Source organism: Corynebacterium curieae (assembly GCF_027570035.1).
GTDB classification, from domain to species: Bacteria; Actinomycetota; Actinomycetes; order Mycobacteriales; family Mycobacteriaceae; genus Corynebacterium; species Corynebacterium curieae.
Genome location: NZ_JAKMUU010000002.1, coordinates 135511 through 158298 on the forward strand (window position 1 = coordinate 135511; position 22788 = coordinate 158298).

The window sequence follows — 22788 nt, forward strand, 5'->3', positions numbered from 1 at the left end:
TGTGGAGTCTACCGTCATTCCCACCCGGATGGTTGGAAGCCCAAAGATCTCACAAGCTCCGGACGCCCGCTCCCCCACTCCAACATGTGGTAGCCCTCCCAGGCCTGGCGCTTCAGTTCGTGCGGGGCGTGCTCGATATAGGCCTCCGCATCGAAGATCATGGTGGCGCGTTGGTCCACGCCATAGCGCGGCCAACTCGTCTCTGGGCGGCCGCCGTGGATGAAGGCGGACCAGTGTTGCTGCATGGTAGCGGTAAGCTCCTCCATTTCCGCACGCGAGCCCCAATTGGTCAGGAAAGACGCGCGCGAGGAGTAGGGATCACCGAAGACATTGCCCAGCTCCATCGAGTGCATCGCACCCAGCCCTAACCACTTGAGCACCGCAGAGGCGTAGTCGAAGCGGTACATCCACGTTGGTGCCGCCTGCGCATGGGCGCTGGCGATGCGGGTGGAGGGTGCCCAAAAGAGGGCGTCGGCAAGCAAGTGCGCAAAATCCTCCCTGGCCACCGCACCGTCATAGGCGGCAACGACCTCCGGAGCGTGCTGGGGATCGAAGGAAGCTAAAAGGCGCAAAGCGGCGCGCTCGCGGGAGCTTTGGCGCTGAAAGAGGAATTTGCCAAAGCTCGCCTCGTCCGAATTGGTTCCTATAAGCAGCGGCACCTGATGCTGGTGGCCGTTCTCAAAAGCGGCGATGGGGTGCTCCGGAATGAGCTCATCATCCACCGTGGGCGCATAACAGGAGTTGAGGTGGATTAGCTCCCCGGCACGCCACATCATGGACTGGCCGGACCGCACCAAATCGGCGTAGTTTTCCTGCCGCAAATCTTCCACCGAACTTCGCCGCGGCAAGGCCATGCGGTGGACCAGCTCGCGCGCCCACAGGGTGGACTGAGCGCGAGAATGAATCATGGCAATCGGCGGGGACTGGGCGATCGCGCGGTGGAATAGGCCCTTCGCGGGCGGGCTCGTCATCAAGGTCAATACGGCCGCGCCGCCGGCTGATTCACCCATGAGGGTGACCGAATCAGGATCGCCGCCAAAGGCCGCAATATTGTCTCGGACCCATTGCAACGCCAAGATCTGATCGGCCACGGCCGGGTTAGCACTGCAGTCCCCGCCCAAGCTGCGCAGGTCCAAATAGCCCAGGGAATTGAGGCGAAAGTTAATGGATACGTAAACCACATCCATTCGGGTGGCCAGCTCAAAGCCGCGGAGCATCAGCATATGGGATGAACCCATAATGAAGCTGCCGCCGTGCAAGTAGACCACCACGGGAAGCTTCTCTTCGGTGCGTGGCCGCACAATATCTAGGTGCAGGCAGTCCTCGGAGCCGATGATGCGATCGGTCCACGAATAGGTGGGCTGCGGGGCCGGCGGGCCGAACTGGCTGCAATCGCGTACGCCTTCCCAGGGCGGGGCCGGCTGCGGGGCGCGAAAGCGGTTATCCCCCGCGGTGGTCTCCCCAAAGGGAATACCGCGCCACGTCAGCACCGGGCCGGCACTAATTGGCCGATCGGTGCGCAAATCCTCTTCGATGCCACCCCTCACCCACCCGGAGGTCGTACGCACCGTCAATTCATCCGCTAAGGCGTTTTGCGCCTCCTCAAAGGCGCGGCGGGCGCGCTCATGTGCTTGCATCGCTTTCAGGCGCGCCGCCGCGGAGGACTCCTCCGGAGGGAAATCCCCGGAATCGCGGTAGTTCTCGTGCGGCGTAACCATACTCACTAGCTTAGAACGCCTGCACGCCCTGGGCGATCTAATCGCTGCACGGCGGCGTATTAACGGTGCCTTTACTATGCTGGGCTCAAATAAGTTCCAGCAAACGAGAAGGACACATGGGTTTATTTACTAAGGACAAGAAAGACAACTCCACCGAGGTGGACACCGCCGATACTTATGACATCGATCCGGAAGATAGCAATCGCTTTACCTCGGCGCTGCTCAATTCCCTGGATCGCGCAGTTTCCGTGCAGTCCAGCGTCATCATCAAGTACGTCGAAAACCTAAAAAAGCGCAATAAGAATGCTAGCCCGCAGGAACTGCAGGAGCTTATTGACAAGCACTTCCTCAATATCACCTCCGGCACCGGCGCCGCGGCGGGTGCTTCCGCCGCCATTCCGGGCATCGGCCTGGTCACGGGCGCGGCCACCATTGCCGGGGAATCCGTAGTCTTTCTAGAGGCCGCTGCGTGGTATATCTTGGCCTCCGCCTACCTGCGTGGCGATGATATTAAGTCCCCCGAGCGCCGCCGCGCCCTTGTACTTATCGTGCTCACCGGTTCAAAGGGCTCAGCCTTGGTAGATACCTTTGTGGGCGATCTCAATAGCGTATCCGGCATGCGCTCGGCCGCTACCCTGTCCCGTTTTTCCGGCCCCACGCTTTCCGGTATTAATGGCCGCCTGACCAAGCTTTTTACCAAGCAGATCACCAAGCGCCTGAAGTGGGCTTGGGTCAGCAAGCTGATGCCGATGGGCATCGGTGCGGTGCTGGGTACCACCGCCAACCGCAAGCTGGCCAAGCAGGTAATTGAGCACGCCGGCGAGCAGCTTTCGCCGCTCACCCAAGCCTAGGGGTAGCCGGGCACAGCTAAGTGGGGCTATAGATACCCCTAACATAGTGAGTTTAGGGGTATGACCCGTATCATGTAGGCAGACTCTTTGGCGAGTGGCCTATGCGCTCGTCCAAAGGCCGCACTAAAGTCGAATAAACGACCATTTTAAAGCAGAGAAATGAGGCGAATACCTGCCGTGAGCACATCGAATATCTTCGGCCCCAATGCGTGGCTGATAGACGAGCAGTTCCAGCAGTACTCCAAGGACCCTAGCTCCGTAGATAAGGAGTGGCGCGAATACTTCGAAGCGAACGGCGCGCCTAAGTCTAAGGCCCCGGCCAAGGAGGCAGCGAAGCCGTCTAAGCCTGCCGCAAAGAAGACTGAGGGTACCACTACCGCCCGCAAGCAGGAGGCCCGCGAGACTAACGTAGAAAAGTCCGTGGCCAAGGCGCAGGAAAAGACCGCCAAGGCAAAGCAATCCGTAAAGAAGCCCGAGTCCCCGCTCGACCGCATTTCGGAGTACAAGGGCGGCGAGGAGCGCCAGCTCAAGGGCATGTTCAAGGCCATTGCCAAGAACATGGATGAGTCTCTAGAAATCCCAACGGCTACCACCGTGCGCGATATGCCGGTCAAGCTCATGTGGGAAAACCGCTCCATGATCAATGACCACCTCAAGCGCACCCGCGGTGGCAAGATCTCCTTTACCCACATCATTGGCTACGCCATGGTCAAGGCCGTGCAGCTGCACCCAGATATGAACGTGCGCTACGAGGAAAAGGATGGCAAGCCTTATGTCATCCAGCCCGAGCACATTAACCTAGGCCTAGCCATTGACCTGCCGCAAAAGGATGGCTCCCGCGCTTTGGTCGTCGCCGCCATCAAGGAGTGCGAGAACAAGTCCTTTTCCGAGTTTGTTGAGGCTTATGAGGACATCGTTTCCCGTTCTCGCAAGAACAAGCTCACCATGGATGACTTCTCTGGTGTAACCATTAACCTCACCAACCCAGGCGGCATTGGCACCCGCCACTCCATCGCCCGCCTGACCAAGGGCGCCGGCTCCATCATCGGAGTGGGCTCCATGGATTATCCGGCCGAGTTCGCTGGCGCATCCGCGGACCGCTTGGCTGACCTAGGCGTGGGCCGCTTGGTTACCCTGACCTCGACCTATGACCACCGCGTCATCCAGGGTGCAGAGTCCGGCGAATTCTTGCGCACCATTGGCCAGCTGCTTGTCGACGGCGCCTTTTGGGACGACCTCTTCTCCTCCATGGGCGTGCCTTATGAGCCATTCCGCTGGGCACAGGATGTGCCAAACTCCGGCGTGGATAAGAACACCCGCGTCATGCAGCTCATCGAGGCCTACCGCTCCCGCGGCCACCTCTTGGCAGATACCAACCCGCTGGGTTGGGTGCAGCCGGGCCTGCCTAACCCGGACCACCGCGACCTTGACATCGCCACCCACGGCCTGACCATCTGGGATCTGGACCGCACCTTCAACGTCGGTGGCTTCGGCGGCAAGGAGCAGATGACCCTGCGCGAGGTCCTGTCTCGCCTGCGCGCCGCCTACACCTTGAAGGTTGGCTCCGAGTACACCCACATCCTGGACCGCGATGAGCGCGGCTGGCTGCAGGACCGCCTGGAAGCGGGCATGCCGAAGCCCACCAACGCGGAGCAGAAGTACATCCTGCAGAAGGTCAATGCTGCTGAGGCATTCGAGAACTTCTTGCAGACTAAGTACGTGGGCCAGAAGCGCTTCTCCCTCGAGGGCGCAGAGACCCTCATCCCGCTGCTGGATTCCATCATCGATACTGCCGCCGGCCAGGATCTAGACGAGGTCGTCATCGGCATGCCGCACCGCGGCCGCCTCAACGTCTTGTTCAATATCGTGGGCAAGCCACTTGCCGATATCTTCGGCGAGTTCGATGGCAACTACAAGGGCGGCCAGCTCGGCGGCTCCGGTGACGTTAAGTACCACCTGGGCTCCGAGGGCCACCACCTGCAGATGTTTGGCGATGGCGAAATCAAGGTCACGCTTGCCGCCAACCCGTCCCACCTCGAGGCCGTCGATCCGGTCATGGAGGGCATCGCCCGCGCTAAGCAGGACATTTTGGACAAGGGCCCGGGGGGGCACACCGTTGTGCCGGTCATGCTCCACGGCGATGCTTCCTTCACCGGCCTGGGCGTTGTCCAAGAGACCATCAACCTGTCCCAGCTGCGCGGTTACACCAACGGCGGCACCGTCCACATCGTGGTCAATAACCAGGTAGGCTTCACCACCACCCCGGACTCCGGCCGCTCCACCCACTACGCCACCGATTTGGCCAAGGGCTTCGACTGCCCGGTCTTCCACGTCAATGGCGATGACCCAGAGGCAGTTGTTTGGGTAGGCCAGATGGCCGCCGAGTACCGCCGCCAGTTTGGCAAGGACGTATTCATTGACCTCATGGTCTACCGTCTGCGCGGCCACAACGAGGCCGATGACCCGTCCATGACCCAGCCGGAGCTCTACTCCGTCATTGACGAGCACAAGGCCGTGCGCGAGCACTACACCAACGATCTCATCGGCCGTGGTGACCTCTCCGCCGAGGATGCAGAAGCCGCCGCTCGCGACTTCCATGACCAGATGGAATCCGTCTTTACCGAGCACAAGGAAGCTGGCAAGGCTCGTCCAAAGGAACAGACCGGTATTACCTCTTCCCAGGAGCTCACCCGCGGCCTGGATACCTCGATTACCGCCGAGGAACTCGCCGAACTAGGTGCCGCATACGGCAACCCACCAGAGGACTTCGAGTACCACAAGCGCGTGGCCAAGGTAGCCAAGGAGCGCGAGAAGTCCTCCCGCGAAGGCGGCATCGACTGGGGCTGGGGCGAGCTCATCGCCTTCGGTTCCCTGGCTGGCGAGGGCAAGGTCGTCCGTCTGGCCGGTGAGGATTCCCGCCGCGGTACCTTCACCCAGCGCCACGCCGTGGCCTTCGACCCACGCAATGGCAACGAGTACAACCCGATGCACGCCATCGCCACCTCCAAGGGCAATGGCGGCAAGTTCATGGTCTACAACTCCGCGCTGACCGAGTACGCCGGCATGGGCTTCGAATACGGCTACACCGTGGGCAACCCAGACGCCCTCGTTGCCTGGGAGGCACAGTTCGGTGACTTTGCCAATGGCGCTCAGACCGTCATCGACGAATACATCTCCTCCGGCGAGGCCAAGTGGGGCCAGCTGTCCAGCCTGGTACTCCTCTTGCCGCACGGCTACGAAGGCCAGGGCCCGGACCACTCCTCCGCCCGCATTGAACGCTACCTGCAGCTATGCGCTGAGGGTTCCATGACCGTGGCACAGCCTTCCACCCCGGCTAACCACTTCCACCTGCTGCGCCGCCAGGCACTCGGCGAGATGAAGCGCCCACTGGTCGTCTTCACTCCGAAGTCCATGCTGCGAAACAAGGCGGCTACCTCCGCTGTGGAAGATTTCACCGAGGTCAAGCGCTTCCAGTCCGTTATCAATGACCCGAACTACGTTGATATCGACGGCGATAAGGTCGGCGATACCGACAAGGTCAAGACCATCATGTTGGTCTCTGGCAAGCTGTACTGGGACTTGGCCAAGAAACGCGAGGCCGACGGCCGCGATGACATCGCCATCGTCCGCGTGGAGATGCTGCACCCGATTCCGTTCAACCGTCTGCACGAGGCATTCGAGGCTTACCCGAACGCCACCCAGGTTCGCTTTGTTCAGGACGAGCCGGCCAACCAGGGCCCATGGCCGTTCTACAACGAGCACCTGCGCCGGTTGATTCCGGATATGCCGGAACTGGTTCGCGTTTCCCGCCGTGCGCAGTCCTCGACTGCCACCGGTAACGCCAAGGTGCACCAGATTGAGCAGAAGAACCTACTGGAAGAGGCCTTCGACATCTAGTCGCCTCTGCACCGCATAAACCCCAGTGAGAAGCTTCTCACTGGGGTTTACTCTTGCCGGTGCCAATGTTCCTTAGAGCGACAGTTCTCGGCTCTCTTCGCCTCTCACGTTCTTGCTGTCATGCTTCCCTCCCTTCGCGCTCACGGAAAAGTGACCGCCGCGAGCATAGTGCGCCCCGGTGAACGCGAAGGGAGGGAGTGAGAATGCAATTTGCTATGGGCAACCGTGCTCACAGCAGCACAGGAGCCCAGCCGTGCTGAAATGCTAGGGAGTTGGCACCGGCATAGGCCTCTGTATCGAGCCAGAAAGGCTCTTGGAGGCGGTCACGGACTCAGGAGCTGTGTGCCCCGACGGTCGGCTGAGCCTCGGGGTCCCCGAGCTATAGGCATGCCCGGAAACTTGCTCCAAGTTGCCAAAGAAAATCTTTTAGGAACCACCGGTGAGATCAGACCCACCGGAGGAATCGGAGTCGCCTTCTTCATCAAGGATTTTGATGCCAGAATCATGCAGCCACGTGCGGACTACTTTTTCAACGTCGCCTTTTTGCGCTGCCTTTTCCGCCATCTCAGAAATATCTTTTTGCGTGATGAACTTCGTCAGGGAGGCTACAGATTGGCGTTCCTCGCGGTCGAAGAGTTCGTCTTGGTAGAGCACCACAAAGTTCTCCGGAAGCTCTGGCGTAGCGTCTTCACAACCGGTGGCGCCGGAAGGCTCCACTGTGCCCAAGTCGCTAGGAAGCGATGACATGAGCGCGATGTGCGTGCGGGCTAGGTAGTCCTCGCCGCTGGGCTGGGAGGCCTGTTGAGCCTTTCTATAGTCCTTGGAGATTTCCCGCGCCTCACCGGGATTGAGAACGCCTAGAAAGGCCCCAGTGCAGCCGACATAAAAGTTGCCACGCTGGTTCAAGGAGCGCCCCGCTTTGGTCTCCTGAAAGATGTCTTCCTTCATGATGGAGGCCTCCCGCCCCTGCCCTATCAGTTCTTGACGGAAAATCTCCGCTAGTACCAACTGGTCGGCCTCATTGGCATCTACCATGATGTCGATGGGCGCGTGCTTGGAGTTATCCGCATAAGGATCCGCATCAAATTGGGAAGAGCAGCCGGAAAGCAGCGTTGCTGTTAACACCACACCGGCAATGGCGCGGGCGGGGCGGGCACAGCTGCGCATGGCGATACTAGTCTCCTTTGGGGTAGGCGGCGCTTAAGCGTCTAGCTGATTCTACACCGAGGGTGTGTTTACCTCCTGTTGCGGCGTGACTAAGATAGCAAGGGTTATGTCTAGCGTTATTACTGAATCCGCCGTACGCGAGGCACTCTCCCGCGTTGAAGACCCCGAAATCGGCCGTCCCATCACCGAGCTCAACATGGTGAAATCCGTTTCTGTCACCGGCAATGACGTCGCCGTAGAAATCTACCTCACCATCGCTGGCTGCCCCATGAAGTCCACCATCGAGTCCAATACGCGCGCAGCGGTAGAGGATATCGAGGGCGTTGGAAACGTCACCGTGACGATGGAAGCCATGAGCGATGAGCAACGCCGCGAGCTCAAGAAAAAGCTGCGCGGCGGCCAAGCCGAGCCGGAAATCCCCTTTGCCAAGCCGGATTCCACCACACGGGTCTTTGCGGTGGCGTCTGGTAAGGGCGGCGTCGGCAAGTCCTCTATGACGGTAAATATCGCCGCGGCGCTGGTGCAAAAAGGCTTGAAGGTTGGCATTGTGGATGCCGATATTTACGGCCACTCCGTGCCTAACCTGCTGGGCTGCACCGATGGTCCGACCGTCCTCGATGATGAGATGCTATTGCCGCCGATTTCCCATGGCATTAAGCACATTTCCATCGGGCAGTTCGTCGAGGGCAACGCCCCAGTGGTTTGGCGTGGGCCCATGCTCCACCGCGCATTGCAGCAATTCTTGGCCGATGTCTTCTGGGGCGACCTCGACGTGCTGCTTCTGGACCTGCCTCCGGGCACTGGCGACGTCGCCTTGTCCGTTGCCCAGCTCATCCCCAACGCCGAGCTGCTTATCGTCACCACCCCGCAGGCTGCAGCCGCCGAGGTGGCAGAGCGCGCAGGCTCCATCTCGCAGCAGACCCGCCAACGCGTGGCCGGCGTTATCGAGAACATGGGTGCCATGGTCATGCCGGATGGCTCCACCATGGATGTCTTCGGCACCGGCGGCGGACAGATCGTTGCCGATCGCCTCGGCGTCATCTTGGGCCACGAGGTTCCGCTCTTGGCTTCCGTGCCGCTCGATCCAACCCTGCGCAGCGGTGGCGATGCTGGCACGCCGATCGTTATCGACGCCCCCGAGTCCCCTGCCGCCCAACAGATCCAAGCCGTGGCCGATAAGCTGGCCATCCGCTCCGATTCCCTAGTGGGCAAGAACCTGAATTTGGGCGTGAATTAGCAGCCTAGGTGACATCGCCCCACACGCCGCCGCCGGTGGAATCGTCCCCACCGCGTGGCGGCTTTTTCTCTGCTGCGGGCTGCTCCGCTGGTTGCTGAGGATGCGGTGCCTGGTGTGGCTGCGGGGCCTGTTGTGGCTGCGGGGCATCGGTACGCTGCTGTGGTTGCGGTTGCTCTGCGTACACTTGCGAGTAGTCGAAGGTCGGGCGCTGCTGTGCCTGCTGCTCCGGCTCCTTTGGCGCGGTATTGGTCTTGATATCGTCTGCCATCTTCTGGGGATTGAAATCATCCCAGGCAGATTCGTCGCCGTCGAAAAGCGCCTTTGTAATAGCGCCCTTCGGGCCGAGGCGCGTCCACTGCGCGGCTTGGGTAAGCGGGCCGCGGATATCATCGAACTCTGAGGTAATCGAGCCCATCTCGCCGTTGAGTTCCGCCTTGGCATTATTGATGGCCTTGCGCGCCGCATAGATGGCCGCGCGCACGTCCTTAATCACCTCGGGCATGCGCTCCGGGCCGATGACGATAATGCCCAAGAGCACGATGACGAAGATCTCGGGCCAACCAATGGAAGAAAACACGCTTAAATACTAGTCCCTCACTCGGTGCCGCGCTGATTGTGTTTGATTGCGCGTACCACCATCTCCACCTTGTCTAGGAAATCTTGCTGCGGCCGGTGCGCCGGCGTCGCTGCATCGGGGCCCGGCGCCACCTCTTCGGTGGCAATACCCGCGAGCTTCGCCAGCAAAGATTGTGGTGCCTTGACCGCTGCGGAATCAGCACAATGGCGCACCCATTCGGAGGCGTGTCGCTGCTGATGCACATCCGCGCGGCACTCGGCGCAGTGAACCAAATGGATGCGCACGCGGTGCATGAATTTCGGTTCCATCTCGCCGTCTACAAAGGCGACAACCGCCTCGGGGCCAAGGTGTCCAATAGTATCGCTGCGCCGAGCCTTGGCCTTCGCCTTATCGCGGGCCTTCGCCTGGGCGGCGTCGAATCCGCCGCGCACATTCAACGTGGACAAAATCTGGCGTCCCCGCAGCGAATCCATCAACACCCTCCTCTAGCAATTGCTCGGCCACATGTACACGGAAAGTCCCCGCCAGCGGCGGGGACTATGCAGTTTCTTTAGAGTCTAGCGCGTACGCAGCAGGATGCGGGTTTCCGCATTGGTTTGCGCTTCTTTTTCTAGCGCCGCACGCAGCTGGGAGCGGCCGCGGTGGATGCGCGAGCGCACCGTACCCATCTTCACACCGAGGGTTTCCGCAATCTCGTCATAGCTCATGCCAACGACATCACACAGCACCACGGCCACGCGGAAATCGGGAGCCAAACCATCAAGCGCGGACTGCAGCGCCGGGTCAAGGTTTGCCACGGAATAGGCCTGCTCCGGCGTCATATCCGTACCAGGCACACGCTCGTAGTCCTCCGGCAGGGCTTCCATGCGGATCTTGGAGCGGTGGCGGACCATATCCAAAAAGAGGTTGGTAGTGATGCGGTGCAGCCAACCTTCAAACGTACCCGCCTGGTATTTATCCAGGGAGCGGAATACGCGCATAAAGGTTTCTTGGGTGAGGTCCTCGGCGTCGTGCTGATTGCCAGAAAGGCGATAAGCCAAGCGATAAACGCCATCGGCATGTTCAGCCACGAGGTCACCCCAAGCGGGCATGTCACCTTCGCCAGCATCGAATGCTGCGGTACCGGTCAACTCCGCTTCTGAGGTAGCGGGCTGAAGGGATTCGGCATCGCGCTTCGTTTTTGTCATGCTTGTCATCTTTCTACACTCAGCACAGAAACTCCAGCCACAGCGCTGATAATATCCTGTGAGTCCGTCACATCGTCCCCACCGACCACAACCTTGCTGGCTAGCCGCGTTTTTGCCACATTGGCAGCCACTTTTCCCTATGGTTTATTACGTGACTACTACCGCATACGAAGCACTGCGTTCTTATATCGAGTCCACCAGCGAGCCCTCCGCGGCCCTGCGTGGCGCGCGCGATCACGCCGAGGAGTACGGGCTACCGGTTCCAGATGAATCTACCGGCCAGCTGCTTACCACCCTGACCGCCGCCTCCGCAGGTTCTACCGAGCGCCCCCAAGCCGTGGCGATTACCCCGGCTGCCAACGTGGTAGGCCTCTACTTGCTTGCTGGTATGCCGGAAAACGGCATCTTGACCTGCATCGACCCAGAAGCCGAGCACCAGCGCAGCGCCAAGGAAGCCTTCCGTGAGGCTGGCTATGCGCCGTCCCGCGGCCGCTTCTTGCCGTCGCGCCCGCTCGAGGTCATGGGCCGGCTAGCAAACGATGCCTACCAGGTCATCTATGCTGACGTTGCCGCGCTGGAGCTGCCCGCCATCATCAAGGCCGCGTGGCCCCTGCTGCACCAGCACGGCACCCTGGTCTTGGCTAACTCTTTGCTCGATGGCACGCTTGCCGACGCCTCTCGGACCGACCGCGACACCGCCGCCGCCCGCGAGGCCGACGAGTACCTGCGCGAGCTCGAAGGCGCGAGCGTTACCCGCCTGCCGCTGGGTTCCGGGCTGACGCTCGTAACGAAGCTCTAGACCTTCTGGTTTTTGCCGACGACAACCACGCCGCCGTCCGAAACCTTGAAGCGCTCTTCATCGCGCTCGCGGTCCACGCCGATAATGGCGCCTTCGCTCACGACGACGTTCTTATCTAGGATCGCGCGGCGCACCACCGCGCCTCGCCCGATGCGCACGCCCGGCAGAATGACGGATCCCTCAACGGTGGCGCCATCGGCCACGTGGACATCAGACGCCAGCACGGAATTGCGCACCGTACCGCCGGAGACGATGCACCCGGGTGCCACCATCGAGGACTGCGCAATGCCATTTTGCACGAATTTCGCCGGCGGGAAGTTGGAGTCATCCGTGGAGTGAATCGGCCAGTCCCGGTTATAGAGATTAAAGATCGGGTGCACAGAAATCATGTCCATGTGCGCCTCGTAGAAGGAATCGATGGTGCCTACATCACGCCAGTAGCCGTGGTCGCGTTCGGTAGAGCCCGGCACCTCGTTAGCCATGAAATCATAGACGTGCGCTTGGCCGCGCTCCACAAAGTACGGGATAATATCGCCACCCATATCGTGGGCGGAGTCCTCGTTCTTTTCGTCCTCCAATAGGGCGTCGATAAGCGCCTGCGCCGTAAAGACGTAGTTGCCCATGGACGCATAGCTCATATTCGGGTCATCCGGCGTCGCCGGCGGGTCCGCGGGCTTTTCCACAAACTCCGTGATGGTTCCCATGCCATCAGCTTGGATGCAGCCAAAGGCCGTCGCCTCCGAGCGCGGCACCCGGATGCCCGCCACCGAACAGTCCAGCCCAGTGGCAATGTGCTCTTCTACCATCTGCGCCGGATCCATGCGGTAGACGTGGTCGGCACCAAAGACGATGACGTAATCGGGATTCTCGTCATAAATGAGGTTGAGCGACTGCACAATCGCATCCGCCGAACCGTTGTACCAGCGCTTACCACGGCGCTGCTGCGCCGGCACCGAGGCAATGTACTGCGAAGTCGGACCCGCCAAATTCCACGCCTGGGAAATGTGGCGATCCAAAGAGTGGGACTTATACTGCGTCAGCACCGCAATCTTGAGATAGCCGGCATTGACCAGATTGGATAGGACGAAATCGATGAGGCGGTAGGACCCGCCAAAGGGCACGGCAGGTTTTGCGCGGTCTTCGGTCAGGGGGAAAAGGCGCTTTCCCTCGCCGCCGGCAAGGACAATGGCTAGGACATTCGGCAGGCTTCTCACGTTTTCAAACCTATCCGCAAATCCCACATTTCGCAGCAGATAGTTGCACATTTTTACCCCCATCTCAGATTTCTGCACGCAGCACCAGAGATACGTATTCTGGGAGAACATGAGAGCCGGAATCTTTTCCAAAGAATACCCGCCGGAAATATACGGCGGGGCCGGAGTTCACGTAGCTGAACTCACCCGTTTTATGCGCGATATCATCGATGTCTCCGTGCACTGCATGGGCTCCCCGCGCGAAGAAAAGGACGTCTTTGTCCACGGCGTAGACCCCGCACTCGAGGGTGCCAATGGCGCGCTCAAGACCTTGTCTACTGGCCTACGCATGGCCGATGCTGCGTCCGATATCGACATCGCCCATTCCCATACCTGGTACACGGGCCTTGCTGGCCATCTTTCCGCCCGGCTTTACGATATTCCGCACGTGGTCACCGCCCACTCGCTGGAGCCGCACCGCCCGTGGAAGCGCGAGCAGCTTGGCGGCGGCTATGACGTCTCTTCCTGGTCCGAAAAGAACGCCATGGAATACGCCGACGCCGTCATCGCCGTCTCCGCCGGCATGAAAGAATCCATCCTGGATGCCTACCCGCGCATCGACGCCTCTAAAGTCCACGTCGTCCTCAACGGCATCGACACCGAGCTATGGCAGCCGCGGGAGGGAGACGTCTTGGACAAGCTGGGCGTGGACAAGCAGCGCCCCATCGCCGCCTTCGTCGGGCGCATTACCCGGCAGAAAGGCGTGAGGCACCTGTTGCAGGCGGCGCAGAAATTCGACCCAGAAATCCAGCTGGTCCTGTGCGCTGGCGCCCCCGATACGCCCGAAATCGCGGCCGAGACCGAAGCCTTGGTGAAGGAGCTTCGCTCCCAGCGCGATGGTGTTTTCTGGGTCAAGGACATGCTCCAACGCAACGAGGTCCAGCAGATTTACTCCGGAGCGGATGTTTTTGTCTGCCCTTCCATCTACGAGCCGCTGGGCATCGTTAACTTGGAAGCCATGGCCTGCGGCACCGCCGTTGTCGCCTCCAACGTCGGCGGCATCCCAGAGGTAGTGGTCGATGGCGAAACCGGCGTGCTGGTGCATTACGACGACACCGATACCGCCGCCTTCGAAGCCGACCTCGCCGCCGCCGTCAACGACGTTGCCGACAATAAGGATCGCGCCGCCGCCTTCGGCCGCGCCGGCCGCGAACGCGCCATCCGCGATTTTTCTTGGGCTACGATTGCCGCCCAGACCGTCGATATCTACCGCAGCTTGATTTAAGGAAGGATAGCCGTGACAACTCACCGCCCCGAACTGCATTTTGTCCCCGAAGACGGCGTCCTCGACGCCCCCGCCGGTATCCTGCGCGATGGCGATACTTGGCACCTGTTCTACCAGTACCGCCCCACCGCTGACTCTCCAGCTCGCTGGGGCCACACCTACTCCGAAGAGACCCCCTTTGACTGGCTGGACTGCGACGATGTCCTCGCACCCGTCGGCGGCGAGCTCTCCTTGCGCGCCGGTTCCGTGGCCCAAGGCCCTGAGGATATTCACCTCTACTTCACTTCGGTGACCGCCGCCGGTATCGCCGTCCATCTTGCCCGCTATGCCAATGTGGACGAAATCTGCGAGGTCTCCGATGACCCACAGGCTCTCGACGCGAACGTCGTACGGTTCGGCGAAGTCGCAGGCAATACCCGCAACTTTGACCATTTCCGCTCCCCCTCCTTTGTGCCCGACTGGGCCACCGATGACCGCGATGACGGCCACGATGGCTGGCTTATGCTGGCCCTAACCGGCCACTCCGACGCCCCGGTTCCCGTCATCCTCGAATCCGCCGATGGCGTGTCCTGGAAGCTGCGCGGCGGCCTCAAATTCGACGGCGACCCAGGCTTCTTGGAGGGCGAGGTCCCCGCTACCTCCCCCATTCCGCCGGTTGTCTCCCCGCGCCTCGTACGCCTGCGCGACGAGGTTGACGGCAATATCTACGACGTCCTCTTTGTCACTTTGGAGCGCGGCGGCCGCGACGTCTCCGGCTACCTTGTCGGCCGGCTGGAGGGCACCACCTTCACCGTGGCCTCCGGCTTCCGCCGCGTGGACTTTGGCCACGACTTCTCTCGTCCGCGCAATACCAATACGACCACCGGCACGCTCACCCCAGAGCAGCGCTACGAGCGCGCCGTCATCGTTGGCTTGCTCAACGGCAACGGACGCGGCGATGACGCCACCAAGCACGCCTCTTGGGCAGCTGAGGGCTGGGCCAATGTCCTCTCCCTGCCGCGCAAGGTAACTCTCGAAGGCGGGGTTCTTTACCAGGCCCCTGCCCGCGGCCTTCCCGATGCCGTCAAGCTCTCCGATTACGCCCGTTCCTGGACCGGCGTCATGGAAGTTCCCTCCGGCTCCAGTGTTACCGTCACTCTTCTCGACGGCGCCGGAGACCCCGCCGCCACCATCCGCCACTCCGGCGATGACATCAGCCTCGATCGCTCGATGAACAAGGCGTTTGATCACTGCTTTGCCGATTCCGAGCCCGTCACCGCTGCGCTTGCCGAAGGTGACTCCGATACCCTCACCATCATCCAAGACGGCTCCACCGTGGAGGTATTCGTCGACGGCGGGCTCATCGCCATGTCCTCTCGCGTCTACTTCGAGGGCGGATGCTCCGGCCTGCGTGTCGAGACCTCCGGCGACGCCGTCATCGAGCAGGACTGGCAGCGCTCCGGCTCCAAGCTCTAAACCTCTAGGTTCTAAACGCAGCCCCGCTTCCCGCGCGGCTCGCCACCCGCCCTTCGCGCTCACGGGAAACGAAAAGAACCGCCCCGCGTGCTGCTGGTGAGCGCGAAGGGCAGTGGAAGGCGGGTGACGCTGCTGAGGCTAGACGGCGCGGAGGCGATCCAAACGGGCGCGTGCGGTGACCGTGAGCGTCGGTGGTAAAGCAGCCATGCGTTCGGCGAGTTCACCAGCGCTGATATGGCGCGCGGACGGGCTCATGCCCACCTGTGCGGCGATGGAGGCCCTATCGAGCTCGATGGGGAACGAGATATCGACTGGGTCGGCCGCCTGCTCAAGGTGCCCCTCGGCCTGCTCGTACATGCGCTCCACCTTGCCTTCTTCCACGCCGAGGATGCCGAGCGGCTCGCGCAGCTCGTCCAAGTGTCCGGCACCGGGGGTCAAGACGATGACTTGGCCGCCTGGGGCAAGCACGCGCTGGAATTCGGCGGGATTGCGCGGGGCGAAGACCACGGAAATGGCATCGACGGACTCATCGCGAAGCGGAAGGCGCTCCCAGACATCGGCCACCACGGCACCCACGCGCGGGTGGCACTTGGCCAAGTGCTTCGCGGCGTGCGGGGAAATGTCGAGTCCAACGCCGCGGGACTCCGCAATGGAATCTAGCGTGTGGGCCAAGTAGTAACCGGTGCCAGCGCCTACCTCGAGAAGGGAAGCAGGGGTGGATTCGGCCAGCGAAGCGGAATCCAGCGCGTCTTGAACGGCGCCGGTCACGGCTTCTACGAAGGGCGCGAAATGGCCCATCGCCAGATAGGTCTCACGGGCGGTGACCATGTCCATGTCATCGCCCTTATGCTTCAGGCCAGCGCCGGCTGCGAGGGTAACGTAGCCCTGCTTAGCCACATCATAAGAGTGACCGGATTCCGAGACGAGGCGAGAGAAATCATCGGCACCAGAAAGCGCGGTGCCGTCATTAGGATCGGCCAGAATGTCGACGATATGAGAAAGCATGTACCTAGACTAACTAGAAACCTCGGTCAACAGGGAACCCAGCTCTGCGGCCTCGTCTTTGCTCAGCTCGATGACGATGCGTCCGCCACCATCAGAGGGGATACGCATGACGATTTTGCGGGACTCCTCTACTGCTTCCATCTCTCCGCCCGTAGTGCGCGGCTTCATTGCTGCCATAGTGAGTCTCCTTTAGTTTATTTCTTTTCTTTCTAGTTTAGACCTTTTCTGCGCAGAAGATAGTTGTTCTTCCAGTTGCGCGAGGAGATCGTCCACTTGGTCCTGGCGGTAGCCACGCGGGACGACCTCGAATTTTACCTTGTCAAGACAACCTTCACGGACGGCGGCGCGATTATTCTTGCGCACATCTTCCGGCTCATCGAGCGGGTGCATGACCTCGCCGCGGCCGAAGATAGAGCCCCACACCCAAGTACCGATTATCACAAGGGCGATTAGGACTACGAGGAGCATAATCCAAGACAACATGGTTTAAATCTTACCTTTCAGCGGTGGTCGTTGAGCAACGGGAGCAATGACTCCGGCGCGGGCGAGCAGCGTGCGGGCAACCACCTCGGCCATCGGCGCGAGCTCGTGCAGCGGCCGATTGCGATGCACCCGCGTTCCCAAGTCCACCTGCGCCACTGTGCCTTGCTTGCCGACGTCCACCAATAGCCCCGCTTCTACCCCATAGCCCTCCACAAAGGGAAGTTCCAAGGCGGTGTCGCGGCGCAGGGCGTATTCGCCGCCGAGCGGCTGGTCGATATGGGCGAGCTCGGGAAAGAACTGCTTGATAAGCGGCTTGGCGGTTAGCTCGGTAACGCGGCCGCCGCCAGTGGGATGGCCATTGAGGCTGCGTTGGTAGCGGGCCTTCACCATGTCGACGCCGGGGTCCACAAAAGGCGCGGTCAAGGCAGCGACCATGCCCGGCGCGGCGGATTCGAGATCGGCATCGACGAAGACGACGATATCGCCTTTCGCCGCAGCAACTCCGCGCCAGAGGGATTCGCCCTTCCCGGGACGCGGTTCTTCTGCGAGGATATCGCGCCAGTTGCGTACATCAGCCCCAGCGGCTGCGGCGCGGGACGCGGTGGCATCGGTGGAATCGGCGTCGATCACCAGCACCTCCAAGGGGTCATCGGCGAGGCAGGCGCGCACGACGTCCGCTACGGTGTCCTCCTCGTCGAGTGCTGGGATGATGACAGAGACGTTCATGCTAGGCCCCGCGTGGTCGATAGCGGGGGCGCCTCGCCTTGGATGGCGGCGGTCATTCGGATGACGTCGGCGGTCTCGGCTACCTCGTGGACGCGGAAAGCGGCCACTCCGCGGGCGGCGGACCAGGCGGTGGCGGCTAGGGTGCCGGCCACGCGCTCTCCTACCCCGCGGTCTAGGGTCTCGCCCACAAAGTCCTTATTCGATAGCGCCATGAGCACCGGCCAACCGGTGGCCACGACCTCATCGATGCGCCGCAATAACTCGAGTCCGTGGAAGGTGTTTTTGCCAAAGTCGTGCGTGGGATCGATAAAGGTGAGCTCTTCCGGGCATCCGAGGGATGCGGCGCGCTCGGCCAGCTGGGTGGTTTCTGCGATGACATCGGCCACCACATCATCGAAATGCACGCGGTGCGGCCTAGTGCGCGGCGTAATGCCGCCGGTGTGCGAGCACACGTAGCCCACGCGGTGGTGGCCGGCGACCTCAATAAGCTCCGGATCCCAGCCGGCCCAGGTGTCATTGACCAGCCCGGCGCCGGCGGCAATGGCTGCCTCTGCCACTTCACTGCGCCAGGTATCGACGGAGATAAGCACATCAGGGTGGCGCTGATGGACCTTCTCGATGGTCGGCACCACGCGCTCGATCTCTTCCGCCGCGTCCACCGCCTTGCCGGGGCCGGCCTTCACGCCGCCGATATCGACGATGGAGGCACCTGCCTCGATCACCTCATCGCAGCGGCGCAGCGCCGGGTCGAGGTCAAAGGTAGCCCCCTTGTCATAGAAGGAATCCGGGGTGCGATTGACAATCGCCATCACGCGCGCGAGGCTCAACGCGGCTCCCTAATGCGCTTATCACTCATGACTTGGTGGCGCTGGATGATGTGGGATATGGCCTCATCGGGGTCGTCGGTAAGCAGGAAAAGCTCCCGGTCCTTGTCGTTGATATAGCCGCTGGCCGCGAGCGTGTTTTCCATCCATTCCAGCAGGCCGGACCAGTACTCGGTGCCCATGAGCACGATGGGGTAATTGGTCACCTTGCCGGTCTGGACCATACACATAACCTCGAAGAACTCATCCATCGTGCCCATGCCGCCCGGTAGACAGATGAAGGCCTGGGAGTACTTCAAGAACATGGTTTTGCGGGCAAAGAAGTAACGGAAATTTAGGCCCAGATCCACATACTCGTTAAGCCCCTGCTCGTGTGGGAGCTCGATGCCGAGGCCCACGGAGAGGCCGCCGGCTTCGTGCGCGCCGCGGTTAGCTGCTTCCATGATGCCGGGGCCGCCGCCGGTGATCACAGCATAGGAATGCTCAGCCAGCTTGCGGCCGACCTCGACGCCCAGCTGGTAACTCGCATCCTCCGGGGTGGTGCGTGCGGATCCAAAGATGGTAACGGCCTTCGGCAGCTTGGAAAGCGCATCGAAACCGGCGACGAACTCGCCTTGGATGCGCAGGACGCGCCATGGATCGGCATGCTGCCACTCATGATCCGCTCCGGATTCCAAGAGCCGCTGGTCAAAGGTGGAAGATTGCTCGCCTTCGGTGCGCAGCAGCATCGGGCCGCGCAGGGTGCGCATCTGCTCAGGGGTCATGGTCTATCCCTTCAGGTAGCTTAAGAGGGCGGTGGATACTTCGGTGATCTGGGCGGTAGGCACCTGCTCGTCCTTCTTATGCGCAAAGCCTGGGTCGCCGGCGCCAAAGTTCACGGCTGGGGTGCCCATCTCGGAGAAGCGGGCGACGTCGGTCCAGCCGTACTTGGCGCGGACGTTGCCCCCGACGGCGTCGATAAGCGCCTTGGCAGCTGGCTGGCCCAAACCAGGCTGGGCGGCGGGGGCGATGTCATCGATTTCGATGGTGACATCTTCTTCCTCGCCGATAATGGACTTCATGTACTCCAGCGCCTCGTCGCTCGTGCGGTCCGGAGCGAAGCGGAAATTCACAAACATCCACGCCTCATCCGGCAGCGTATTGGTGGCCACGCCCGATTCCAGGTGGACGATGTTGAGACCCTCGCGATAGGTGCAGCCATCGATAGTGACATCGCGGGACTCATAAGCGGCGATACGGGTCATAATGGGCGCAAGCTTGTGCGCAGCATTGGATCCGAGCCACGCGCGGGCCGAGTGCGCGCGGGTGCCGTGCGCGGTAACGCGCAGGCGGATGGAGCCTTGGCAGCCGGCCTCCACCATGGCGCCGGAGGGCTCGCCCAACAGCGCGAAGTCACCCTCGAGCCACTCTGGGTGCTCCTTTTGCAGGTGACCCAAGCCATTAAATTCAGTAGCCACCTCTTCACCCTCGTAGGCGATGACGGTCAGGTCATGCTTTAGCTCGTCCGACTCGTGCAGCTGCGCAAAAGCATTGAGGTAGACGGCCATACCGGACTTCATGTCTACGGTGCCGCAGCCCCACATAATCTCCACCCCGTCTTCAGAGGTTTCCATGTGATGCGGTACATTTTCTGCCAACGGAACGGTATCGATGTGGCCGGCGAGCACCACGCGGGAATCTAGCCCGCGGTTCGTGCGGGCGCACACGGTATTGCCGTAGCGGGCAACCTCGACGTCCAAACCGCGCAGCGCCTCTTCGATGGCGTCTGCGATGGCCTCCTCATGGTGGGAGGGACTCGGAATATCCACGAGTGCTTTGGTTAGTTCGATGGGGTCTGCATAAAGATCTAAAGTCACAAAGCGCCATGCTAGCGCCCCGCGCAGCTCACCGCATTGTGTAAAGTTCACTTCACTGCAAATGATTCGTCCCCCGTAAGGTGATAACAATGGCCGAAGCCACACAATTGAAATCCCGTCATCTCACGATGATGGGCCTCGGCTCTGCCGTAGGCGCCGGTCTTTTCCTCGGCGTCGGCCTCGGCATCCAGATTTCCGGCACCTCCGTGCTCATCTCCTATGCCGTGGCCGGCGCGCTCATCGCACTGGTGATGTGGATGCTTGGTGAAATGGCCGCCGCCCGCCCCTCTTTGGGGTCATTTTCCACCTACGCCGGCCAGGCCTACGGCCACTGGGCGCGCTTTACCATGGGGTGGATCTACTGGTTCATGCTGATCATGGTCATGGGCGCCGAAATCACGGGCGCGGCCGCCATCATCTCCAGCTGGTTCGATATTGCCCCGTGGATTCCGGCGCTTCTCGCCGTGGCGTTCTTCGCGGTAGTCAACTTCGCGGCCGTGGGTGGATTTGGTGAGTTCGAGTTCTGGTTCGCCATTATCAAGGTCGGCGTTATTGTCGCCTTCCTCGTCATCGGCGTGCTTATGGCCCTTGGCATCCTGCCGGGCATGGATCTTTCCTTGGCCGGCACCAATTTCACCGATAACTTCTTGCCTAATGGCATGCCGGGCTTCGCCGCCGGATTGCTGGCCGTTGCCTTTGCCTTTGGCGGCATCGAGCTGGTCACCATCGCGGCAGCCGAATCCGAGGACCCAGCGCATAACGTGGCCACCGCGGTGCGCGCCATCATCGTGCGCATCTTGATCTTCTACATCGGCTCCATCGTGGTGATCACCATGGCGCTGCCGTTTAGCTCCATCCAGGACGCCGATGTCGCGGCCGATTCCCCCTTCACCCTAGTGCTCGCGGCCGCCAAGATTCCTTTTGCGGCCGGTTTCATGGAGGCCATTATCGCCCTAGCGCTGCTGTCTGCCTTCAACGCGCAGATTTACGCTACCTCCCGCTTGGTCTTTGATATGGCCAAGGACCACTGCGCCCCGGGATTCTTCCTCAAGCAAAACCGCGCGGGCTCCCCCATCAACGCGGTCATTTTGTCCATGGTCTTCGCCTTCGCTTCGGTAGGCCTGCAGTTCTGGAACCCTCCGGGGCTTCTAGCGTTCCTTTTCAACGCTGTCGGCGGCTGCCTACTTGTCATCTGGTCCTTCATCGTGGCTTCCTTTATCAAGCTGCACCCCGTGCTGCGCGATAATGGCGAGCTGACTGAGATCCGCGTGCCCGGCTTCCCCTGGCTTCCGTGGGTTACGGCCGCGGCCTTGGCCGGGCTCACCCTGCTCATGCTCTTTGATCCGGCCGCGCGCAACCAGGTCATCTCGGTTCTCATCCTCGCCGCGGCGCTCGTCGTCTTGTCCTTTGTGCTTCCCACCGGCCAGCGCGCGGATGCGCAGAAGTAGTTGCTAAGCTAGCGGGCATGACTTCTGCATCCGCACGCGGCCTAGCAACCATTACCCATGACGGCACCGTCTTGGACGTATGGTTCCCGGCCGTTTATACCGATAAGACCGTAGAGACCACCGAGACCAAGCGCCTAGAGGAGATCCCTCAGCAGTTCTCCGCGCTGGCGGGCCCGGACGAGGAGCGCGGCGTGGCCCGCGTCGCCGTTGAGACCTCCATCAAGGATCTGGATGACGCCCCCGTCGATACCTACGATGCTTACCTGCGCCTGCACCTCCTGTCCCACCGCGCGGTCAAGCCGCACGGCCTGAATATGGATGGCATCTTCGGCCACCTCAATAACGTGGTCTGGACCAACTACGGCCCCTGTGCTGTATCCGATTTCCAGATGGTGCGCGGCCGCCTCGCCTCCCGCGGCCCAGTCGTTGTCTACTCCGTGGACAAGTTCCCTCGCATGGTGGACTACGTTGTGCCATCCGGCGTGCGCATCGGTGACGCGGACCGCGTGCGCCTGGGTGCCCACCTGGCTGAAGGCACCACCGTCATGCACGAAGGCTTTGTAAACTTTAACGCCGGCACCTTGGGCGCCTCCATGGTTGAAGGCCGCATCTCCGCGGGCGTCGTCGTGGGCGATGGCTCCGATATCGGTGGCGGCGCGTCCATCATGGGCACCCTGTCCGGCGGCGGCAAGGAAGTCATTTCCATTGGCGAGCGCTGCCTCCTTGGTGCCAACTCCGGCATCGGCATTTCGCTTGGCGACGACGCCGTGGTCGAGGCCGGCCTCTACGTCACCGCCGGCACCAAGGTGGCCGTCTTTGGCAAGGTTGCGGAAGCACTGGGCGTCGACAATGGCGAGAACGTCAAGGGTTCCCAGCTCTCCGGCGCCTCCGGCATGCTGCTCCGCCGCAACTCCATCTCTGGTGCCGTGGAAGCCGTGGAGTGGAAGTCCGAGGCCGTGGCGCTCAACGACGAGCTGCACAAGAATTAACACCCCCGATTCCTATAGCCCAATCGGGCAAAATAGGATGGAGGGGTGACTGATAACTCCTCCACCCTCGGTTCTGGCCTGAAAGTCCGCC

21 protein-coding genes are annotated in these 22788 nt (G+C 61.4%); 8 read left to right on the forward strand and 13 right to left on the reverse strand.

The window, feature by feature from the left end:
* Positions 1-14 precede the first annotated feature (14 nt).
* Positions 15-1718 carry a carboxylesterase/lipase family protein gene (locus tag L8V01_RS04830; RefSeq protein WP_269946014.1) on the reverse strand — a complete coding sequence of 568 codons (1704 nt, stop codon included), beginning with the start codon at positions 1716-1718 and terminating at the stop codon, positions 15-17.
* Between the two features lie 116 nt (positions 1719-1834).
* On the opposite strand from L8V01_RS04830, the gene L8V01_RS04835 reads away from it, so the two are divergent.
* Positions 1835-2569, forward strand: coding sequence for a hypothetical protein (locus L8V01_RS04835; RefSeq protein ID WP_269946015.1), 735 nt, complete (start codon positions 1835-1837; stop codon positions 2567-2569).
* 177 nt (positions 2570-2746) lie between these two features.
* Complete coding sequence (locus tag L8V01_RS04840; protein ID WP_269946016.1) at positions 2747-6466, forward strand: multifunctional oxoglutarate decarboxylase/oxoglutarate dehydrogenase thiamine pyrophosphate-binding subunit/dihydrolipoyllysine-residue succinyltransferase subunit; 3720 nt, start codon at positions 2747-2749, stop codon at positions 6464-6466.
* 426 nt (positions 6467-6892) lie between these two features.
* On the opposite strand, the gene L8V01_RS04845 is transcribed toward L8V01_RS04840, so the two are convergent.
* The gene (locus L8V01_RS04845; protein WP_269946017.1) at positions 6893-7633 is read right to left on the reverse strand and encodes a hypothetical protein; all 741 of its coding nucleotides are present in this window, start codon (positions 7631-7633) and stop codon (positions 6893-6895) included.
* Positions 7634-7739: 106 nt separating this feature from the next.
* On the opposite strand from L8V01_RS04845, the gene L8V01_RS04850 reads away from it, so the two are divergent.
* A complete protein-coding gene (locus tag L8V01_RS04850) occupies positions 7740-8870 on the forward strand; it encodes an Mrp/NBP35 family ATP-binding protein (protein WP_269946018.1) in 1131 nt (376 codons plus the stop codon).
* A 4-nt stretch (positions 8871-8874) separates the two neighbouring features.
* On the opposite strand, the gene L8V01_RS04855 is transcribed toward L8V01_RS04850, so the two are convergent.
* From L8V01_RS04855 to sigE, 3 genes are all read right to left on the reverse strand, one after another.
* Positions 8875-9447 carry a twin-arginine translocase TatA/TatE family subunit gene (locus L8V01_RS04855; RefSeq protein WP_269946019.1) on the reverse strand — a complete coding sequence of 191 codons (573 nt, stop codon included), beginning with the start codon at positions 9445-9447 and terminating at the stop codon, positions 8875-8877.
* A gap of 17 nt (positions 9448-9464) precedes the next feature.
* Positions 9465-9920, reverse strand: coding sequence for an anti-sigma factor family protein (locus L8V01_RS04860; protein ID WP_269946020.1), 456 nt, complete (start codon positions 9918-9920; stop codon positions 9465-9467).
* An 84-nt stretch (positions 9921-10004) separates the two neighbouring features.
* Positions 10005-10634 carry an RNA polymerase sigma factor SigE gene (gene sigE, locus L8V01_RS04865; protein ID WP_269946021.1) on the reverse strand — a complete coding sequence of 210 codons (630 nt, stop codon included), beginning with the start codon at positions 10632-10634 and terminating at the stop codon, positions 10005-10007.
* Positions 10635-10785: 151 nt separating this feature from the next.
* On the opposite strand from sigE, the gene L8V01_RS04870 reads away from it, so the two are divergent.
* Positions 10786-11433: an O-methyltransferase gene (locus L8V01_RS04870; RefSeq protein ID WP_269946022.1), complete on the forward strand. Its 648-nt coding sequence runs from the start codon at positions 10786-10788 to the stop codon at positions 11431-11433.
* Here the strand turns inward: L8V01_RS04870 and glgC are convergent.
* Positions 11430-12647 carry a glucose-1-phosphate adenylyltransferase gene (gene glgC / locus L8V01_RS04875; RefSeq protein ID WP_269946212.1) on the reverse strand — a complete coding sequence of 406 codons (1218 nt, stop codon included), beginning with the start codon at positions 12645-12647 and terminating at the stop codon, positions 11430-11432. The genes L8V01_RS04870 and glgC overlap by 4 nt on opposite strands.
* A gap of 109 nt (positions 12648-12756) precedes the next feature.
* Between glgC and glgA the strand changes: the two genes are divergently transcribed.
* Together glgA and L8V01_RS04885 are read left to right on the forward strand one after the other, a co-directional pair.
* Positions 12757-13911, forward strand: a complete 1155-nt coding sequence (glgA, locus tag L8V01_RS04880) for a glycogen synthase (protein ID WP_269946023.1) — start codon at positions 12757-12759, stop codon at positions 13909-13911.
* A gap of 12 nt (positions 13912-13923) precedes the next feature.
* Positions 13924-15366, forward strand: coding sequence for a GH32 C-terminal domain-containing protein (locus L8V01_RS04885; RefSeq protein WP_269946024.1), 1443 nt, complete (start codon positions 13924-13926; stop codon positions 15364-15366).
* Positions 15367-15504: 138 nt separating this feature from the next.
* Here the strand turns inward: L8V01_RS04885 and L8V01_RS04890 are convergent, their stop codons facing one another.
* From L8V01_RS04890 to dapE, 7 genes are read right to left on the reverse strand one after another with little or no spacing between them, the layout of a single operon-like run.
* Positions 15505-16371 (reverse strand): methyltransferase domain-containing protein, encoded by an 867-nt coding sequence (locus L8V01_RS04890; protein WP_269946025.1) that lies wholly within the window; start codon positions 16369-16371, stop codon positions 15505-15507.
* Positions 16372-16380: 9 nt separating this feature from the next.
* Complete coding sequence (locus tag L8V01_RS04895; RefSeq protein ID WP_005323535.1) at positions 16381-16548, reverse strand: DUF3117 domain-containing protein; 168 nt, start codon at positions 16546-16548, stop codon at positions 16381-16383.
* 12 nt (positions 16549-16560) lie between these two features.
* Positions 16561-16854, reverse strand: a complete 294-nt coding sequence (locus L8V01_RS04900) for a DivIVA domain-containing protein (RefSeq protein ID WP_269946026.1) — start codon at positions 16852-16854, stop codon at positions 16561-16563.
* A gap of 3 nt (positions 16855-16857) precedes the next feature.
* Positions 16858-17580 (reverse strand): glucosyl-3-phosphoglycerate synthase, encoded by a 723-nt coding sequence (locus L8V01_RS04905; RefSeq protein ID WP_269946027.1) that lies wholly within the window; start codon positions 17578-17580, stop codon positions 16858-16860.
* Positions 17577-18389 (reverse strand): dihydropteroate synthase, encoded by an 813-nt coding sequence (folP, locus tag L8V01_RS04910; RefSeq protein ID WP_269946213.1) that lies wholly within the window; start codon positions 18387-18389, stop codon positions 17577-17579. Before folP ends, L8V01_RS04905 begins: the two co-directional genes overlap by 4 nt.
* A gap of 14 nt (positions 18390-18403) precedes the next feature.
* Positions 18404-19168 carry an LOG family protein gene (locus tag L8V01_RS04915; protein ID WP_269946028.1) on the reverse strand — a complete coding sequence of 255 codons (765 nt, stop codon included), beginning with the start codon at positions 19166-19168 and terminating at the stop codon, positions 18404-18406.
* 3 nt (positions 19169-19171) lie between these two features.
* On the reverse strand, positions 19172-20260 hold the full coding sequence (gene dapE / locus L8V01_RS04920; protein WP_269946029.1) for a succinyl-diaminopimelate desuccinylase: 1089 nt from the start codon (positions 20258-20260) through the stop codon (positions 19172-19174).
* Between the two features lie 89 nt (positions 20261-20349).
* Between dapE and L8V01_RS04925 the strand changes: the two genes are divergently transcribed.
* Both L8V01_RS04925 and dapD read left to right on the forward strand, forming a co-directional pair.
* The gene (locus L8V01_RS04925; protein WP_269946030.1) at positions 20350-21708 is read left to right on the forward strand and encodes an amino acid permease; all 1359 of its coding nucleotides are present in this window, start codon (positions 20350-20352) and stop codon (positions 21706-21708) included.
* A 17-nt stretch (positions 21709-21725) separates the two neighbouring features.
* A complete protein-coding gene (gene dapD / locus L8V01_RS04930; protein ID WP_269946031.1) occupies positions 21726-22697 on the forward strand; it encodes a 2,3,4,5-tetrahydropyridine-2,6-dicarboxylate N-succinyltransferase in 972 nt (323 codons plus the stop codon).
* The last annotated feature ends 91 nt before the right edge of the window (positions 22698-22788 follow it).

Bases quoted from the DNA above. Each gene is read 5' to 3' on its own strand.
- folP (WP_269946213.1), bottom strand. From the start codon at position 18,389: ATGGCGATTGTCAATCGCACCCCGGATTCCTTCTATGACAAGGGGGCT.
- L8V01_RS04830 (WP_269946014.1), bottom strand. From the start codon at position 1,718: ATGGTTACGCCGCACGAGAACTACCGCGATTCCGGGGATTTCCCTCCG.
- glgA (WP_269946023.1), top strand. From the start codon at position 12,757: ATGAGAGCCGGAATCTTTTCCAAAGAATACCCGCCGGAAATATACGGC.
- sigE (WP_269946021.1), bottom strand. From the start codon at position 10,634: ATGACAAAAACGAAGCGCGATGCCGAATCCCTTCAGCCCGCTACCTCA.
- L8V01_RS04845 (WP_269946017.1), bottom strand. From the start codon at position 7,633: ATGCGCAGCTGTGCCCGCCCCGCCCGCGCCATTGCCGGTGTGGTGTTA.
- L8V01_RS04900 (WP_269946026.1), bottom strand. From the start codon at position 16,854: ATGTTGTCTTGGATTATGCTCCTCGTAGTCCTAATCGCCCTTGTGATA.
- L8V01_RS04915 (WP_269946028.1), bottom strand. From the start codon at position 19,168: ATGACCCCTGAGCAGATGCGCACCCTGCGCGGCCCGATGCTGCTGCGC.
- L8V01_RS04860 (WP_269946020.1), bottom strand. From the start codon at position 9,920: ATGGATTCGCTGCGGGGACGCCAGATTTTGTCCACGTTGAATGTGCGC.
- L8V01_RS04890 (WP_269946025.1), bottom strand. From the start codon at position 16,371: ATGCTTTCTCATATCGTCGACATTCTGGCCGATCCTAATGACGGCACC.
- dapD (WP_269946031.1), top strand. From the start codon at position 21,726: ATGACTTCTGCATCCGCACGCGGCCTAGCAACCATTACCCATGACGGC.
- L8V01_RS04835 (WP_269946015.1), top strand. From the start codon at position 1,835: ATGGGTTTATTTACTAAGGACAAGAAAGACAACTCCACCGAGGTGGAC.
- L8V01_RS04895 (WP_005323535.1), bottom strand. From the start codon at position 16,548: ATGGCAGCAATGAAGCCGCGCACTACGGGCGGAGAGATGGAAGCAGTA.
- L8V01_RS04925 (WP_269946030.1), top strand. From the start codon at position 20,350: ATGGCCGAAGCCACACAATTGAAATCCCGTCATCTCACGATGATGGGC.
- L8V01_RS04905 (WP_269946027.1), bottom strand. From the start codon at position 17,580: ATGAACGTCTCTGTCATCATCCCAGCACTCGACGAGGAGGACACCGTA.
- L8V01_RS04850 (WP_269946018.1), top strand. From the start codon at position 7,740: ATGTCTAGCGTTATTACTGAATCCGCCGTACGCGAGGCACTCTCCCGC.